Here is a 15,440-nt window from a genome sequence, read left to right as displayed (position 1 = left end):
TGCCTCCCGGCTGCGGGTGCCTCTCGTGCCCGAGACGCTAGCCCCGGGCGCCGACACCGCGCACCCGTCAGCCGGGCACCTCGCCGGAGGCGGCGAGGCGGGCGAACCAGCGGGCGCTGTCCTTGGGGGTGCGCACCTGGGTGCCGTAGTCGACGTGGACCACCCCGAAGCGCTTGGAGTACCCGTAGGCCCACTCGAAGTTGTCCAGCAGGCTCCACACGAAGTAGGCGCGCACGTCCGCCCCGGCGACCACGGCGTCCAGCACCGCCGCGAGGTGCGCCTGCAGGTAGGCGGTCCTGTCGTCGTCGTGGACCACCCCGTCCTCGCCGACGGCGTCGGGGAAGGCCGCGCCGTTCTCGGTGACCTGCAGCTGCACGCCGGGGGCCTCGGCGTGCAGGCGCAGCAGCAGCTCGGTCATGCCCCGCGGGTCGATGGCCCAGTCCATCTCGGTGCGCGGGCCCGGCAGGTCCACGAACTGCACGAGGTGAGACGAGCCCACCCACGGCGAGGCCGCGCCCGCGCCGTGGCCGTCGGCGCCGGGACGCGCGACGGTGGCCCGCGGGGAGGTCACCGAGCGCACCACGGTGGGGGAGTAGTAGTTCAGGCCGATCGCGTCCAGCGGCTGGGCGACGACGTCGAGGTCGCCGTCGTGCACGAACGACCAGTCGGTGACCGACGCCGTGTCGGCGAGGACGTCCGCGGGGTAGGTGCCGCGCAGCACCGGGTCGAGGAAGACGCGGTTCTGGAGCCCGTCGATGCGGCGGGCGGCGTCGACGTCGGCCTCGGAGGCCTCGTCCTCGGGGCGCACCCAGGCCAGGTTGAGGGTGAGCGCCACCTGCGCGCCCGGGGCGGCCTCGCGCACGGCGCGGGCGGCCAGCCCGTGGGCGAGGTTGAGGTGGTGGACGGCGGCGAGCGCCGCGGCCGGCTCGGTGCGGCCGGGGGCGTGCACGCCGGCGGCGTACCCGAGGTAGGCCGCGCACCAGGGCTCGTTGAGCGTGATGAAGGTCCGCACGCGGTCGCCCAGGGCCTCGGCCACCACGGCGGCGTACTCGGCGAAGCGCTCCGCCGTGCGGCGGTCGGCCCAGCCGCCGGCGTCCTCCAGGGCCTGCGGCAGGTCCCAGTGGTACAGCGTGACCGCGGGCGCGATGCCGGCCGCGAGCAGCTCGTCGACCAGGGCGGAGTAGTGGTCCAGCCCGCGCTGCTCGACCGGGCCGAGGGCGTCGGGGGTGACGTGCGGGGTGATCCGCGGCCAGGCCACCGAGAACCGGTAGGCGCCCAGCCGCAGGTCGCGCATGAGCGCGACGTCCTCCCGGTAGCGGTGGTACTGGTCGCAGGCCACCTCCCCGGTGTCACCGCCGAGGACCTTCCCGGGCGTCGCCGAGAAGGTGTCCCAGATCGAGGGGGTGCGGCCGTCCTCGGCGACGGCGCCCTCCACCTGGTAGGACGCGGTCGCCGAGCCGAACGTGAAGCCGTGCGGGAAGGTGCGGGTGGTTGCGGCGGGGTGGGTCATGGTCGTGCTCCTGCGGTCGTGGACGGGGCCTGCGCGGTGCTGGCGCGGACCCGCAGCTCGGGAGTGGTCGTAGTGCTGGTCGCGCGGTCGTCGTCGAGGAGGCGGAAGAGCGCCTCGGCGGCGGCGCGCCCGAAGGCGACGACGTCGTGGCCGGTGGCCGTCAGGGCCGGGTGCGTGGCGCGGCAGGTCGCCGAGTCGTCCCACGCGACCAGCGACACGTCCTCCGGGACGCGCAGGCCCGTGCCCGCGAGCCACGACAGCCCCGCCACCGCCATGAGGTCGTTGTCGTAGACGACGGCCGTGGGGCGCGGGGCCCCGCCGGCGGTGCCCACCAGGGCGGCGGTCGCCTCGGCGCCCTGGTCGCCGCTGTAGTCGGCGTGGACCGTCCGGGCCTCCAGTCCCCGGCGCCGGCACGCAGCGGTGAACGCCCGGTCGCGGCGCCCGGTGTGCAGCAGGTGGGCGGGCCCGGCGACGCGGGCCACGCGGGTGTGGCCCAGGTCGGCCAGGTGGTCGACGACCGCGTTCATGACGGCCGCGTCGTCGGTGACCACGCCGGCGAGGCCCTCGCCGGGACGGGCCTGGCCGACGACGACGCCCGGCAGGCCGAGGGCCCGGAGCGCGTCGGGGCGCGGGTCGGCCCTCACCGGGTCGAGCACCACCACGCCGTCGACCCGTCGCTCTCCCGCCCAGGCGCGGTAGGTCTCGAGCTCGGCCTCGGCGTGGGTGGGCACCTGCAGCAGGAGCCCGTAGCCGCGCGGCTGGAGGGCCGCCTCCAGCCCGGCCACGAAACCCATGAAGAAGGGCTCGTCGCCGAGCGTCTCGGGACGCCGGGTCAGGGCCAGGCCCACCGTGGAGGTCCGGTTGCCGGCGAGCATCCGCGCGGCGCTGCTCGGCACCCAGTCCAGCTCGCGCGCGACCTCGAGCACCCGGCGCCGGGTCTCCGCCGACACGCCGGGCTTGCCGTTGAGGGCGTAGGAGACCGCCCCCTTGGTGACCCCGACCCGCAGGGCGATGTCGGCGATGGTGGCGCGCCGGGCCGGCTCGTGCTCGGGGCTGGCGGCCGTCATGCCCGGGCCGCGAGGAGGTCGTTGCTGCAGCGGAGCACCGGGGGTGCGCACACGTCGTCCACCTCCCCAGGTGACCACGGTCGGGATGTCGTGACGGTGAAGGTGTGCTGCTGGCCGGCGACGAGGCTGACCAGCCCGGAGTCGACGCGCGCGCCGGGGTCGATGCGGTCGGGGAAGAGGCACAGGTCCTCGGTGTAGGCCGCCGCGGTGACCGTGACGCGCACCGAGCGCGCCGTCGCGTCGAGCTGCGCCGACGCCGTCCACGCCTCCTGCGGCGCGCACAGCGCCAGGTCGGCCGTCTCGGCCCACCGCCACACGGCGGGCCGCGCCCCACCGCAGCCCTCGACGGGGACGGCGACCGCGCGGAGCACCTCCCGGCGCTCGTCGTCCGGCACGGCGACCGCGTCGCCCAGCTCCAGCACGACGGCGCTGCGCGGGGCCACGCCCACCTCGAGCTGCTCCTCGGCCAGCACGGGCGAGCCCGCCGCGGTGCTCGTGCGGGCCAGGCGCACCCGGCCCCGCCACGGGGCCGGCGAGTCGTTGTGCACGCACAGGGCGGGGCGCCCTGCGCGCGGCTGCAGCGTCACGAGCACCTCGGCGCTGGCGTCCCGCACGGCGTACCAGACCGGCTTGCGCACGCCCGCGGAGTCGACCAGGGCCCAGGACACCACGGGCCAGGAGTCGTTGAGCTGCCAGACCACGGCCCCGCTGCACAGCGGGAACAGCGAGCGCCAGTGCTCCAGGCCGAGCGCCACGGCCCGCGCCTGGTTGAGCTGGGTGACCCAGTGCCACTCGTCCACGTCCCGCCAGCGGGGCAGGTGGGCACCCAGCCCCCGCTCGAGCTTGCCGTTGCCGTCCTCCGCCTTCTGGTGGACCAGCATCTGCGGCCCGTACGGGTCGAGCGGGTCGTCGTGGACGACGGACGTCAGGGTCGACCACGCGGGAGGGCCCTGGAAGCCGAACTCCGAGACGAACCGGGGGTGCAGGTCCCGGTAGCGGTCCTGGTCCTGCCGGTTCCACACCTCCCACTCGTGCACCGGGCCCTGCGCGGGGTCGTTGGGGTGCGCCCCGGCGTCGGGGCTGAAGGGGCTGCCCGGCACGTACGGGGTGCGGGGGTCGAGCTCGGCGACGACGGCGGGGAAGAGCTCGCGGTAGTAGCCCTCGCCCCAGCTGCGACCGGCCAGCTCCTCCTGCCACCCCCAGTCCTCGTGGCCCCAGAGGTTCTCGTTGCCGCCGCACCACAGCGCAAGGCTCGGGTGGGCGGACAGCCGGGCGACGGCCTCGCGGGCCTCCGCCTCGAACTCCGAGCGCAGGGGCTCCTCCTCGGCGTAGGCCGCGCAGGCGAGCAGGAAGTCCTGCCAGACCAGCACGCCGCGCTCGTCGCACGCGCGGTAGAAGGCCTCGGACTCGTACAGTCCCCCGCCCCAGACCCGCAGGAGGTTCAGGCCCGCCTCGCAGGTGTCGTCCAGCGCCCGGCGGACGTCGTCGTCGTCGACGCGGGTCAGCAGCGCGTCGTCGGGGATCCAGTTGGCGCCGCGCACGTGCACGTCCTCCCCGTTGACGCGCAGCTGGAACCGCCGGCTGCGGGCGCCGCCGGGCCGGGTCGGCGACAGGTCGTCGGGGGTCTGGTCGAGCTCGACCGTGCGGAAGCCCACGCGCCCGGCCCACCCGTCGACGACGGACCCGCCGACCAGCAGGTCGACGCGGGCCTCGTGCAGGACGGGCTCACCGTGGCCGCGCGGCCACCACAGCCCCGCGCCGGGCGCCTCCAGGCGCACCACCGCGCCGGCGGCGGAGACGGGGGCGTGCACCTCGTGCTCCCCGAGGCGCACGCGCAGCGCGACGTCCGAGCCGACGTCCGAGCCGGCGTCCGAGCCGGCGTCCGAGCCGGCGCCGAGCAGCACGTCGGCGTGGACCTCCAGCACGGGCGTGCCGTCCTCGACGAGCCCGAGCGGCCGCACCGACGCCAGGCGCGCCGCGCTCCACGACTCCAGCCGCACCGGCCGCCACACGCCCGAGGTGGCGACGTCGACGCCCCAGTCCCAGCCGTAGCTGCACGCCGTCTTGCGCAGCGCGTTGTACGGGTGGTGGTTCACCTGCGGCCGGGCGCCGAGGCGGTCGCGGGCGGCCTCGGCGGCGGGCACGGGAGCGCTCACCTCGACGCGCAGCTCGTTCGGGCCCTCGCGCAGCAGCCCGGTGACGTCGACGCGGTGGGTCCGGTGGTGGTTGGCGGTGCGGGCCACCTCGGTGCCGTTGAGCACCAGGCGGGCGACCGTGTCGACGCCCTCGGCGACGAGCTCGTGGTGGCGCTCGTCGCCGAGGGCGGCGGTGAAGCGCGCCGTCCACGTCCAGTCCGTCCGCCCCACCCAGGAGAGCAGCCGCTCGTTGTCGCCGTCGAAGACGTCGGGGACCAGCCCCGCGGCGAGCAGGTCGGTGTGGACCTCGCCCGGGACCCGGGCGGGCACCCCGCGCCGGCGCAGGTGCGCCAGCGCGTCGGGCAGGGGGCCGTCGCCGGCGCGCAGCTCCCACTGCGCGCCGGCGGCGCTGGACAGGTCGGTGCGGCGCACGGCCGGGTCAGCCCTTGACCGAACCCGCGAGCAGGCCTCGCACGAAGAAGCGCTGCAGGCCCAGGAACACCGCCAGCGGCACCACCATGGCGATGAACGCGCCGGAGGCCAGCAGGTACCACGCGTTGTTGCGGGTGCCGGCGAGGTCGGCCACCCGCGCGGTCAGCGGGGAGGCGTCGTTGTTGGCGAAGACGAGGGCCACGAGCAGGTCGTTCCAGACCCAGAGGAACTGGAAGACGAAGAAGGCGGCGATGGCGGGCACCAGCAGCGGCAGCAGCACCTTGAAGAAGATCGTCACGTGCCCGGCGCCGTCGACGCGGGCCGCCTCGACCAGCGAGGCCGGGACGTCCTTCATGAAGTTGTGCAGCAGGAAGATGGCCAGCGGCAGGCCGAACATCGTGTGCGAGAGCCACACCGGCCAGAAGCTGCCGTTGATGCCGATGTCCACGTACATCGTCAGCAGCGGGATGAGCGTCACCTGGATCGGGACGACCTGGAGCGCGAAGACCGCGACGAAGAGCAGGTCCCTGCCCGGGAACTGGATCCAGGCGAAGGCGTAGGCGGCCAGCAGCGCGATGGTGATGGGGATGACGACGGCGGGGATCGTGATGACGAAGGAGTTGACGAAGCCGTCGAGCAGGCCGCCCTCGAGCGCCTGCTGGTAGTTGAAGCCGGTGAACAGCGGGCGCACGAAGGCGTTCCACCACCCGTCGGCCTGGACGTCGTTGCGGGTGCGGACGGACGTGACCAGGAGCCCCACGGTGGGGATGGTCCACAGCACCGCCACGGCCAGCGCGATCCAGGACGCCGCGGGCGAGGTCAGCCGGGCCTTGGCGTCGATGGCCCGCTTCTCGGCGCGGGTGAGCTTGCGCGGAGCGCGGAACGCCTGCTCCTGCGTGACCGCCTCGACGTCGGTCGGGTCGCCGGCGCGGGTCGCCTGGCTGCTCATCGGACCTCCTCGGCGAGGCGCATCTGGCGGACGTTGTAGACGATGATCGGGACGACGAGCACGAAGAGCAGCACGGCGAGGGCGGCGCCCAGGCCCTGGTTGGCCTGCACGAAGGACTGCCGGTAGAACTCGTTGGCCACCACCGAGGTGCCGAAGTTGCCGCCGGTCATGACGAAGACGATGTCGAAGACCTTCAGCGTGCTGATGGCCACGGTGGTGAGCACGACGACCAGGGCCGGGCGGATCGCCGGGACGGTGACGTAGCGGAACATCTCCCAGCCGGAGACGCCGTCCAGGCGCGCAGCCTCGACCATGTCGTCCGGGATGGCCTTGATCGAGGCCGACAGCACGGTCATCGCGAAGCCCGCGTTGATCCAGATCATCACCGCGATGATGAAGAAGGTGTTCCAGGGCTGGTTGAGCAGCCACTGCTGCGGCTCCAGGCCCAGCCACACCGCCACCTGGTTCAGCAGGCCGATCTGCTCGATGCCGGGCTGGTCGGGCCGGTACTCGTAGACGAACTTCCAGATCAGGCCGGCCGCCACGCCGGAGATCGCCAGCGGCAGGAAGATCAGGGTCTTGGCGAGGTTCTCGAAGCGCGTGCGGTCCACGACGTAGGCGTAGACCAGGCCGAACGCGGTGGAGATGAGCGGCACGAGCACCACCCACAGGACGGTGTTGCCGAGCACCTGCTGCAGGCCGTCGGTGGTGAAGATGGCCCGGTAGTTGGCCAGCCCCACCGAGCTGGACAGGTCCGGCCCCCGGAAGGAGTTCCGGATGGTGGCCAGCGCCGGGTAGATGAGGCCGACCGTCACGAGCAGCAGCGCGGGGCCGCAGAAGCCGGCCGCGACCACCCACGAGGGCACCCGCTTGGGCCTGTCGACGGCGAAGAGGATCAGCGCCATCACGCCGGCGAACAGGGCGATGGCGACCAGCATCAGGGCGATCTTGTGCGGGGTGGTCTCCGCGTCGAGGAACCAGTCCACCTGGTCCTCCTCTCTGAGGCGTGGGTCTGGTGCGGGGGCGCCCGGGCCCCGCCCGCACCGGAGGTCGGTCCGGGGGCGGGGCCCGGGGGCAGGTGGGGTCCGGCGGGGTCGTGCGCCAGGTGGCCGACCCCGCCGGACCGCCGCTCAGGAGGCGGGCCAGGCGGCCTCGACGGCGTCGGCGACCTCCTGGGACGACTTGCCCTCGGCGATCCACGCCGTCAGCTGCGTCCACTCGGCACCGGAGCCGATCGCCGCCGGCATGAGGTCGGAGGCGTCGAAGCGGAACGTCACCGAGTCGTCCTGGAGCTGCTCGGCGGCCAGCCTGTCGATGGGGGAGGACAGGTTGTCGAGGTCGAGGCCCTTGTTGGCGTTGAACCAGCCGGGGCCGGTGGCCTTGGCCTTGAGGTTGGCCCAGTCGCTGGTGGAGATGTAGTACTGCAGCGCCTGGGTGGCCGGCTCGTCGTTGAACGCGGCGACGAACTCACCACCGCCGACGATGCCCTGGCCGACCTCCGCGCTGAACTCCGGGAACGGGAAGGCGAAGACGTCGCCGTCCTCGGCCACGGTCGTGCCGTCGGGCCAGTTGGCCTGGTAGAAGCTGGCCTGGCGGTGCATCATGCACTGCCCCTGCAGGATCGGCAGGCCGGCGTCCTGGAAGGGCGTCGTGGCGATGGAGGTCACGCCGCCGAGGCCGCCGTTGACGTACTCCTCGTTCTTGAGGACCTGCCCGACGGTGTCGAGCGACTGCACGATGCGCGGGTCGTTGAAGGGGATCTCGTGGGCGATCCACTGGTCGTACACGTCGGGTCCGTGCTGGCGCAGGACGGTGTCCTCCAGCCAGTCGGTGGCCGGCCAGCCGGTCGCCGCGTCGGACCCGATGCCGGCGCACCACGGCTTCACGTCCGGGTTGTCGGCCGCCATCGTGTCGCTCAGGGCGATCAGCTCGTCCCAGGTCTTGGGGATCTCGTAGCCGGCGTCGGAGAACGCCTTCGGGGAGTACCAGACGAAGGACTTCACGTTCGCGCCCAGGGGGGCCGCGTAGAACGTGCCGTCGACGCTGCCGTACTCCTTCCACGCCGCGGTCCAGTTCTCGTCCACGTTCTTGGTCACCGAGGCGGGCGGCTCCGCGACGGCGCCGGTGGCGACCATGCGCTGCAGCAGGCCGGGCTGGGGCAGGAAGGCGATGTCGGGGGCGTCGCCGGACTGGACGCGGACCGGCAGCTGCGCCTCGAACTGCTTGGAGCCGTTGTAGTTGACCGTGATGCCCGTGCACTCGGTGAAGGGGGCGAAGGTGTCGATGAAGGGCTGGTCCTCGGGAGCGACGATGGTCGTGTAGACCTCGACCTCCTTGCCGTCCAGGGCGTCCTTGCCGCCGAACTCGTCGAACTGCGAGCAGTCGATCTCCGAGCTGGCGACCGCCTGTCCGGCGGTGTTCTCCGCGCTGGCCGCTCCGGACTCCTCGGCGCTGGCGCAGCTGGACAGGGCGATGGCGAGCCCGATGCTGCCTGCGGCGACGGTCAGGGCGCGCCGGTGGCTGGTGAACGTCACAGGTGTCCTCCTCATGGGCGGCGCCGTCGCCGCTCCGATCGAGTCCGCGGCTGCGGTGCCGCGGGGAGAACCAGAACACTCACTTAACCGGTTGAGCAAGGGTCGTTACGCCTTCGTTATGAGAGGGCGTCCCCCGGGGGCCGGCCGCAGGCGCCGGCCCCCGGGGAGGCGCTCAGGCGGGCAGCGCCGCCAGGAGGGCGGCCATCTCGGAGATCTCAGCGGTCTGGTCGGCCTCGATGCGCTGCGCGAGGGCCCTGGCCTCCGGGTCGGTCCCCGAGGCCAGCTCCTGCTGAGCCATCTGCACGGCCCCCCGGTGGTGCGCCGTCATCTGCTCGAGGAACAGCCTGTCGAAGGCCGTGCCGGTCGCCGTCCGGAGAGCGGTGGCGTCCTGCTCCGACATGCCCATCGCGCTCATGTCCGTGCCGCCGTGCTGGCCGTCGTGCTGGCCGTCGGTGCCGTCCTCGCCCCACGCCGCCAGCCACCCCTGCATGAGGTCGATCTCCGGCTGCTGCGCGGCCACCACGCGCTCCGCGAGGGCCCGTACCTCCGGCGTGGACGCCCGCTGGACGGCCAGCTGGGCCATCTCCAGCGCGCCCTCGTGGTGCACCACCATGTCGCGGGCGAAGGCGGCGTCGGCGTCGCCGTGCGCGGACGCGCCCTGCGCCGGCGAGGCACCGGTGGGGCTGGCGGTGGGGCTGGCCGGGGAGCTCGTCGTGGTGCTGGCCGAGGGGCCGGCGTGCTCCGCGCCGGCCTCCCCGTGGTGCGCTCCCGCGGACGGCGGGCCGCCGCAGCCCGCGAGGAGCATCGCGGTGGCCGCCGCGCAGGTGAGCAGGACCGCCGAGCGGCGGGTGCGGCGCGAGCGTGCGGACGGGGCGGGGCGGGTGGAGCTGGTCATGGGGTCCTCCGTGGTGCTGCAGGTGGCGGTGGGCGCGCGGCAGCACCGGCGGCGCGGGGCGCGCGGCCGGTGCCGTGGCGCTGCTACGTCCGCAGCACGCAGGAGGAGGCGGGACCGGGTGGGCCGGTGGTGGGGGGCAGCCCCGGGTCGCCCGGGACCGTCCCCGGGCGGGACCCGGGGCAGGCGCCGGGAGGTGCGGGCTCGCCGGCCAGGGCCGCGACCAGGGGAGCGATGCCGCTGGCGGCGCCGCCGGCCTTGAGGTCGCAGGTCGTTGGACCGCTGCCGTGGTGTCCGGGCCCGTCCGGACCCGGGGACCGGTGCTCGTGCTGGGGTGCCGGCCGAGCGGGGGCCGCGTGGGCCGGGTCAACCGCGTGGGCCGGGTCGACCGCGTGGGCCGGGTCGGCCGCGTGGGCGTGGGCCCCCGGCTGGGCGGCGGACGCGGTGGGCGCGCCGGCGTGGGCGTGCATGGCCACCACGCCGAGCAGCGCCACCAGCACCAGGAGCGCGCGGCGCAGCGGCAGCCGGCCGGCGGCGCTCGCCGTCGTCATCGTCGAGGTCCGCGGCGCGGGCGGCCGCTCACGAGCGGACGAGGCGCGCGATGGCGTCCGAGGCCTCGCGGACCTTCTCCTCGGCCTCGGGGCCGCCGCGGCGGGCGGCGTCGACCACGCAGTGGGACAGGTGCTCCTCGAGGAGCCCGAGCGCGACCTGCTGCAGCGCCTTGGTGGCCGCCGAAACCTGGGTGAGGACGTCGATGCAGTACTGGTCCTCGTCGACCATGCGCTGCAGGCCGCGGACCTGGCCCTCGATGCGGCGCAGCCGCTTGAGGTGGGCCTCCTTGGCGTGCGAGTACCCGTGCGGCGACGCCTCGTCCATGCCACCAAGATACCCCCGGGGGGTGTCCTGGTGGCGTTCCCGGCCTCAGTCCGAGCCGGCCAGCGCGCCGCCGAGGGCCGCCGGCAGCTGGTCCGCGGGCACCGGGCGGCCCGTCAGCCACCCCTGCGCCGTGCGGCAGCCGAGCGCCACCAGCGCGTCGCGCTGCTCCTGGGTCTCCACGCCCTCGGCCACGACGGACAGCCCCCCGGCGCGGGCGAGGGTGACGATCGCCTCGACGAGCCCGGTGTCGAGGGGGTGCGCGGTGGGGGCCGTCGTGAGCCCCACCAGGAGCGACCTGTCGATCTTCAGCCCGTCCAGCGGCATGGCCTTGAGCCGGGCCAGGTCGGAGTGGCTGACGCCGAAGTCGTCCACGAGCACGGCCACGCCGGCGGCGCGCAGCCGCCGGAGCTGCTGCGCCTCGGGGCCGTCCAGGGGCAGGCCCTCGGTGACCTCCACGGCCAGCCGGGACGGCGCGAGACCGTGCTCGGCCAGCACCGCCAGCACGCCGTCGGCGTAGCCGGGCAGGCGCAGCTCCACGGGGGAGGCGTTGACGGACAGCCGCAGGTGCTCCGCCGCCGCCCCCCACCCCACCAGGTCCGCGCAGGCGCGGCGGAGCACGAAGGACCCCAGGTCCACCACCTCCCCGGTGCGCTCGGCGATGCGCACGAAGACGTCGGGTGGCACCCAGCCCTGCTCGGGGTGCTCCCACCGCGCGAGCGCCTCCACGCCCACCGCGCGGTCCGTCAGGAGGTCCCAGACGGGCTGGTGGTGCACCTGCAGCGCCCCCGAGGCCACCGCGGCCGGCAGGTCCGCCTCCAGTGCGAGGCGGCGGTGCAGCTCGCGGGCCGCGGCCTCGTCGAAGGTCCGCACGCGGCGCCCGCCGGCGCGCTTGGCCTCGTACATGGCTGCGTCGGCGTCCCGCAGCAGCCGGGAGGCCCGCCGCGCCCCGTCCGCGCCCCGCGCGCCGACGGCCCCGCCGAAGCAGCCGCCCACGGAGACCGTCTCGGTGGTGCCGAGCGGGCCGCGCAGCGCGAACGGCTCGGTGACGGCGGCCAGCAGGCGCTCCCCGACGGCCTGGACCTCACCCGGGGTGGCGGCACCGGGGAGGACGACGACGAACTCGTCACCGCCGAGCCGCGCCAGCACGTCGCCCGGCCGCAGCGCCGCGGACAGGCGCCCGGCGACGGAGCGCAGCAGCTGGTCGCCCGCGTCGTGGCCGAACCTGTCGTTGACCACCTTGAAGTCGTCGAGGTCGCAGAAGAGCACCCCGACCTGGCCCGCTGACCCGCCGGGCCCCGCCGCGCCGCCCTCCAGCAGCCCTTCGAGCGCGTCGTTGACGAGGGCGCGGTTGGGCAGGCCCGTCAGGTCGTCGTGGGTGGCGCGGTGGCGGGCCAGCTCCTCGCTGCGGGCCAGCTCCTCGTGCAGGCGCGAGGTGACCAGGGTGGCGGCGACCGAGCCGGCCATCGTGGTGGTGGCCTCCACCACGGTGGGCGAGAAGGCGCCCGGCAGCTCGTGCACGGCCACGAGCAGCGCCGCGGGGGCGCCGTCGACGAGCACCGGCACGGTGAGCAGGGAGCGCACGGCCGCGGCCACGGGCGGCGCGGGGGCGCCGGGGTTCCCGGTGAGGTCGTGGACGACGAGCGGACGCCTGTCGTCGTCGCCGCCGGGCCGGCCCGCGCGGGGGGGCGCGGCGCCCAACCGCTGCTGGGGCGGCAGCGACCAGCCCTCGGGCGCGGACAGGCCGAGGGGGCTGGCCTGGGCGCGCAGCACCGCCGCGCCGGCCCCGGTCCGCTCGAGCAGCCCCACCCAGGTGGCACCGGTGAGCTCGGCCAGCAGCGCGGCGACGTCGGGGTGCAGCGGCGAGCGGTGACCGCCCCACTGCGCGCCGGAGCGCGCCAGCAGCTCGGCGCAGCGGCGGCCCTCGGCGGCGCGGGCGGCGCTGAGGAGGCGGTCCGCCAGGGAGGCGAGCAGGTCCAGCTCGACGTCGGTGAAGGGCGAGGGGTCGGCCCGCAGGAGCAGCACGGCCGCGGCCGTCGGGTCGTCGGGGTCCGGCACGAGCCGGGCGCCGGAGCGCACCCTCGTGCCGCCCAGCTCCAGCGCTGGCGGCGCGGAGCCGCCGCCGCGGCCCGGTGCGTCCGTGGCGCGCGCTGCGCCGTCGTCCGCCCAGCCGGTGGCGCGGGGGAGCCCGTCCCCCCACGGGGCGAGCGCGCCCGGCAGCGGCGGCAGCACCTGCCCGGCGCCGACCGCCGTGCCGGTGGGGGAGAAGGCGACGTGCACGGGGGCCCCGCGCTCCACGTCCCACGCGGACCGCACCAGGCAGGCCACGTCGGCGTCGAAGGCCCGCGCGAGCGCGCTGAGGGCCGTCTCGAGCACCGCCTCCGGCAGCGCCGACGGCTGGGCGATGGCGCTGAGGCAGCGGACCGCGCGGTCTGCCGCGCGGTGGGCCTCCTCCGCCTCCCGGTGGGCCCGGGCGAGCTGCGCCTCCAGCGCTGCGACGCGCGCGGTCGCCTCCGCTGTCGCGGAGGTCCCCGCCGCCTGGCTCATGCCCCACGGATCGGCACGTCCGGTCTCGAGGTGAGGGGCGTGTCCCCCTCTCGGCCGTCACGCGGCCCCGTCGGCCACCACCTCGCCCAGCCACGGCTCGAAGCCGTCGCTGCGTCCCGTCCACCGGGCCAGGCCCCGTGCGAGCTCGGCGTCGGTGAGCAGGCTGGCGGTGAACGCGTCGCGCACGCGGGCCGGGTCCTCGTCCACCCCGGTGACGACGAGCCGCGTGCTGCGCTCCGCGGCCGCGGGCGTGGCGTCCCACGGGCCCGCGTCGCCCACGCTGAGCTGGCCGCCCGCGCCGTCCCACGCGCCGACCGAGCCCGGGCGCGTGGGCAGCCAGAACCTGCCGCGCCCCACCAGCCGGCCGGAGGCCAGCGCCTCGAGGTGCTCGCGCAGGCGCTCGGGGTGGGCCGGGCGCCAGTCGTGGAGGTCCAGCGTCCACACGCCGCGGGCGTCGGGGGCACCGCTGGGGGCGACCGCGCGCGGGTCGTCCCAGAGCCGTGAGGCGCGCGGGTCGTGGCGGTGCTGCAGGAGGTGGCCGGCGCCCAGGTCGCTGGCGTCCCGCGCGTCCACGGTGCCGGGCAGGGCCAGGTGCTCCAGCAGCGTGCGCGCGCGGTCGTCCGCGCCGGGCGCCAGCACGAGGTCGGCGCCGCGCAGCTGCCGGGCGAGCACCTCGCCGACGCTGCGGGCGTCGTCGTCGCCGTGCTCGAGGTCGCGCTCGTCGAGCAGGTCGTCGCCGAGGAGGTCCTCGACCGCGGTGGTGCCGTCCACGGCGGCGACCACGCCGGCCAGCGACAGGCGCCCGCGCACCGCGCGCTCCTGCGAGGCGCCGCCGAGCAGGCCCAGCAGCCCCCGCACCACCGGCACCGGCTCGCTCGCCAGGGGCAGCGCCAGCAGCGCGGCGCTCCAGCGGCCCCCCTCCGCCAGCCGCACCAGGGCGGGCAGCAGGTCCTCGCGGACCGCGCAGGCCAGGCAGGCGTGCTCGAGGGGGACCACGACGTCCTCCAGCACGCCGGTGCCGTCGCTGACCACGCGGCGCAGCAGCCCCTGGCCGGCGCCGGCGATGTCGTGGCGGACCACCACGGCGTCGGGGGCGTCCAGCTGGACGCTGAGCACCGCGGCGTCGCGGGAGGCGGCGTCCACGGCGGTGACGGCGGTGACGGGCAGGACGGGCGGGCGGGCGGCAGCGCTCACGGGGTGCTCCGGGTGTCGAAGTGAGAACAGTTCTCGCCTAGAGTGGCACATGCGGCGAGAACGGTTCTCGCCTGCTCGTCTCCCGGAGGTCACCCGTGAAGGTCCGCTCCTCGCTGCGCTCGCTCGCGCGCCAGCCCGGCTCCAAGGTGGTCCGCCGCCGCGGCCACCTCTACGTCATCAACAAGCTCAACCCGCGCTTCAAGGCCCGCCAGGGCTGAGGGGAGCCGCACCGCCATGACCCGCCCCTGCCAGGTGACCGGGCGCCGCGGGCGCTCCGGCAACGCCATCTCGCACTCGCACCGGCGCACCAGGCGCCGCTTCGAGCCCAACACCCAGTCCAAGCGCTACTGGGTGCCGTCCCTCGGGCGCCACGTCCGGCTCGACCTCACCCCCGCCGGCATGCGGGTCATCGACAGGCTCGGCGTCGACGCCGTCGTCGCCCAGCTGCGCGCTCGCGGAGAGGTGGTCTGACCGTGGCCAGGGCCCAGGACGTGCGTCCGGTCATCAAGCTGCGCTCCACCGCGGGCACCGGCTTCACCTACGTGACGCGCAAGAACCGCCGCAACGACCCCGAGCGCATGGTGCTGCGCAAGTTCGACCCCGTCGTGCGCCGCCACGTCGACTTCCGCGAGGAGCGCTGAGCATGGCCAAGAAGAGCAAGATCGCCAAGGACGCCCAGCGCCGCGAGGTGGTGGCCCGCTGGGCCGGGCGCCGCAGCGAGCTCAAGCGCCTCGCCACCGCGGCCGGGTCCACCGAGGAGCAGCGGGCCGAGGCACGCGCCGCCCTCCAGCGCCTGCCGCGCGACGCCAGCCCCACCCGGCTGCGCAACCGCGACGCCGTGGACGGCCGCCCCCGCGCCTTCTACCGCACGTTCGGGCTGTCCCGCGTCCGGCTGCGCGAGAAGGCGCTCGCGGGCGAGCTGCCCGGCGTGACCAAGTCCAGCTGGTAGACCGACGAGCACCTGGAGCCCGATGTGAAGAAGGACCTGCATCCCGAGTACGGCCCCGTGGTCTTCCGCGACGGCACCGCGGGCACCGCGTTCCTCACCCGCTCGACCGCCGCCTCGCGCGCGCGGGGCACCGTCGAGTGGGAGGACGGTCGGACCTACCCCGTCGTCGACGTGGACGTCTCCTCCGCCAGCCACCCGTTCTGGACCGGCCGCGCCCGCGTGCTCGACTCCGAGGGCCGCGTGGAGAAGTTCCGCCGCCGCTACGGGCAGCGGCCCGCCGACCAGCAGTGACCGCGCCCCCGTCGTCGTCCTCGTCGACCTCGGGACCGGGTGCGCCGGCGGGGCCGCTCGTGGCGGT

General features: G+C 75.6%; 16 protein-coding genes. 5 read left to right on the top strand and 11 right to left on the bottom strand.

Going from position 1 to position 15,440, the window contains the following annotated elements; all coding sequences use genetic code 11:
- Positions 1-67: 67 nt before the first annotated feature.
- The 11 genes from FHN55_RS19460 to FHN55_RS19410 all read right to left on the bottom strand — a co-directional run bounded on the left by FHN55_RS19460 (position 68) and on the right by FHN55_RS19410 (position 14,133).
- Complete coding sequence (locus FHN55_RS19460) at positions 68-1,510, bottom strand: glycoside hydrolase family 1 protein (RefSeq protein WP_139714066.1); 1,443 nt, start codon at positions 1,508-1,510, stop codon at positions 68-70.
- Entirely contained in the window at positions 1,507-2,577 is a 1,071-nt protein-coding gene (locus FHN55_RS19455; RefSeq protein ID WP_139714065.1) for a LacI family DNA-binding transcriptional regulator, read from the bottom strand. Before FHN55_RS19455 ends, FHN55_RS19460 begins: the two co-directional genes overlap by 4 nt.
- The gene (locus tag FHN55_RS19450; RefSeq protein ID WP_257571135.1) at positions 2,574-5,144 is read right to left on the bottom strand and encodes a glycoside hydrolase family 2 protein; all 2,571 of its coding nucleotides are present in this window, start codon (positions 5,142-5,144) and stop codon (positions 2,574-2,576) included. The genes FHN55_RS19455 and FHN55_RS19450 overlap by 4 nt, the downstream gene beginning before the upstream one ends.
- A gap of 7 nt (positions 5,145-5,151) precedes the next feature.
- Positions 5,152-6,093, bottom strand: coding sequence for a carbohydrate ABC transporter permease (locus tag FHN55_RS19445; protein ID WP_139714064.1), 942 nt, complete (start codon positions 6,091-6,093; stop codon positions 5,152-5,154).
- Complete coding sequence (locus tag FHN55_RS19440) at positions 6,090-7,079, bottom strand: carbohydrate ABC transporter permease (RefSeq protein WP_139714063.1); 990 nt, start codon at positions 7,077-7,079, stop codon at positions 6,090-6,092. Before FHN55_RS19440 ends, FHN55_RS19445 begins: the two co-directional genes overlap by 4 nt.
- Positions 7,080-7,223: 144 nt before the next feature.
- Complete coding sequence (locus tag FHN55_RS19435) at positions 7,224-8,627, bottom strand: ABC transporter substrate-binding protein (protein ID WP_257571134.1); 1,404 nt, start codon at positions 8,625-8,627, stop codon at positions 7,224-7,226.
- Between the two features lie 172 nt (positions 8,628-8,799).
- Complete coding sequence (locus FHN55_RS19430; protein WP_139714061.1) at positions 8,800-9,522, bottom strand: DUF305 domain-containing protein; 723 nt, start codon at positions 9,520-9,522, stop codon at positions 8,800-8,802.
- 83 nt (positions 9,523-9,605) lie between these two features.
- Complete coding sequence (locus tag FHN55_RS19425) at positions 9,606-10,070, bottom strand: hypothetical protein (protein WP_139714060.1); 465 nt, start codon at positions 10,068-10,070, stop codon at positions 9,606-9,608.
- Positions 10,071-10,098: 28 nt separating this feature from the next.
- The gene (locus FHN55_RS19420; RefSeq protein WP_139714059.1) at positions 10,099-10,395 is read right to left on the bottom strand and encodes a metal-sensitive transcriptional regulator; all 297 of its coding nucleotides are present in this window, start codon (positions 10,393-10,395) and stop codon (positions 10,099-10,101) included.
- A gap of 45 nt (positions 10,396-10,440) precedes the next feature.
- The gene (locus tag FHN55_RS19415) at positions 10,441-12,939 is read right to left on the bottom strand and encodes a bifunctional diguanylate cyclase/phosphodiesterase (RefSeq protein WP_139714058.1); all 2,499 of its coding nucleotides are present in this window, start codon (positions 12,937-12,939) and stop codon (positions 10,441-10,443) included.
- Positions 12,940-12,996: 57 nt separating this feature from the next.
- Entirely contained in the window at positions 12,997-14,133 is a 1,137-nt protein-coding gene (locus tag FHN55_RS19410) for a GTP-binding protein (RefSeq protein WP_218974834.1), read from the bottom strand.
- 95 nt (positions 14,134-14,228) lie between these two features.
- Between FHN55_RS19410 and ykgO the strand changes: the two genes are divergently transcribed.
- Genes ykgO through FHN55_RS19385 form a run of 5 tightly spaced genes read left to right on the top strand, consistent with a single transcriptional unit; the run spans position 14,229 to position 15,373 of the window.
- A complete protein-coding gene (gene ykgO, locus FHN55_RS19405; RefSeq protein WP_109773426.1) occupies positions 14,229-14,351 on the top strand; it encodes a type B 50S ribosomal protein L36 in 123 nt (40 codons plus the stop codon).
- 16 nt (positions 14,352-14,367) lie between these two features.
- A complete protein-coding gene (rpmB, locus tag FHN55_RS19400; RefSeq protein ID WP_139714056.1) occupies positions 14,368-14,604 on the top strand; it encodes a 50S ribosomal protein L28 in 237 nt (78 codons plus the stop codon).
- Positions 14,605-14,606: 2 nt separating this feature from the next.
- Entirely contained in the window at positions 14,607-14,774 is a 168-nt protein-coding gene (gene rpmG / locus FHN55_RS19395; protein WP_139714055.1) for a 50S ribosomal protein L33, read from the top strand.
- 2 nt (positions 14,775-14,776) lie between these two features.
- On the top strand, positions 14,777-15,082 hold the full coding sequence (gene rpsN, locus FHN55_RS19390; protein ID WP_139714054.1) for a 30S ribosomal protein S14: 306 nt from the start codon (positions 14,777-14,779) through the stop codon (positions 15,080-15,082).
- A gap of 24 nt (positions 15,083-15,106) precedes the next feature.
- Positions 15,107-15,373, top strand: a complete 267-nt coding sequence (locus tag FHN55_RS19385) for a type B 50S ribosomal protein L31 (protein WP_139714053.1) — start codon at positions 15,107-15,109, stop codon at positions 15,371-15,373.
- The last annotated feature ends 67 nt before the right edge of the window (positions 15,374-15,440 follow it).

It is taken from the genome of Streptomyces sp. NP160 (assembly GCF_006335115.1).
Classification (GTDB): Bacteria; Actinomycetota; Actinomycetes; order Actinomycetales; family Quadrisphaeraceae; genus Quadrisphaera.
Note: the sequence above shows the minus strand (reverse complement) of the source record. Positions and strands in the feature narration are given on the sequence as shown.

What these genes read in the sequence shown, in the direction of transcription:
- FHN55_RS19455 (WP_139714065.1), bottom strand. Translation starts at nt 2,577, where the DNA reads ATGACGGCCGCCAGCCCCGAGCACGAGCCGGCCCGGCGCGCCACCATC.
- FHN55_RS19425 (WP_139714060.1), bottom strand. Translation starts at nt 10,070, where the DNA reads ATGACGACGGCGAGCGCCGCCGGCCGGCTGCCGCTGCGCCGCGCGCTC.
- rpsN (WP_139714054.1), top strand. Translation starts at nt 14,777, where the DNA reads ATGGCCAAGAAGAGCAAGATCGCCAAGGACGCCCAGCGCCGCGAGGTG.
- rpmB (WP_139714056.1), top strand. Translation starts at nt 14,368, where the DNA reads ATGACCCGCCCCTGCCAGGTGACCGGGCGCCGCGGGCGCTCCGGCAAC.
- FHN55_RS19445 (WP_139714064.1), bottom strand. Translation starts at nt 6,093, where the DNA reads ATGAGCAGCCAGGCGACCCGCGCCGGCGACCCGACCGACGTCGAGGCG.
- FHN55_RS19460 (WP_139714066.1), bottom strand. Translation starts at nt 1,510, where the DNA reads ATGACCCACCCCGCCGCAACCACCCGCACCTTCCCGCACGGCTTCACG.
- FHN55_RS19420 (WP_139714059.1), bottom strand. Translation starts at nt 10,395, where the DNA reads ATGGACGAGGCGTCGCCGCACGGGTACTCGCACGCCAAGGAGGCCCAC.
- FHN55_RS19415 (WP_139714058.1), bottom strand. Translation starts at nt 12,939, where the DNA reads ATGAGCCAGGCGGCGGGGACCTCCGCGACAGCGGAGGCGACCGCGCGC.
- FHN55_RS19430 (WP_139714061.1), bottom strand. Translation starts at nt 9,522, where the DNA reads ATGACCAGCTCCACCCGCCCCGCCCCGTCCGCACGCTCGCGCCGCACC.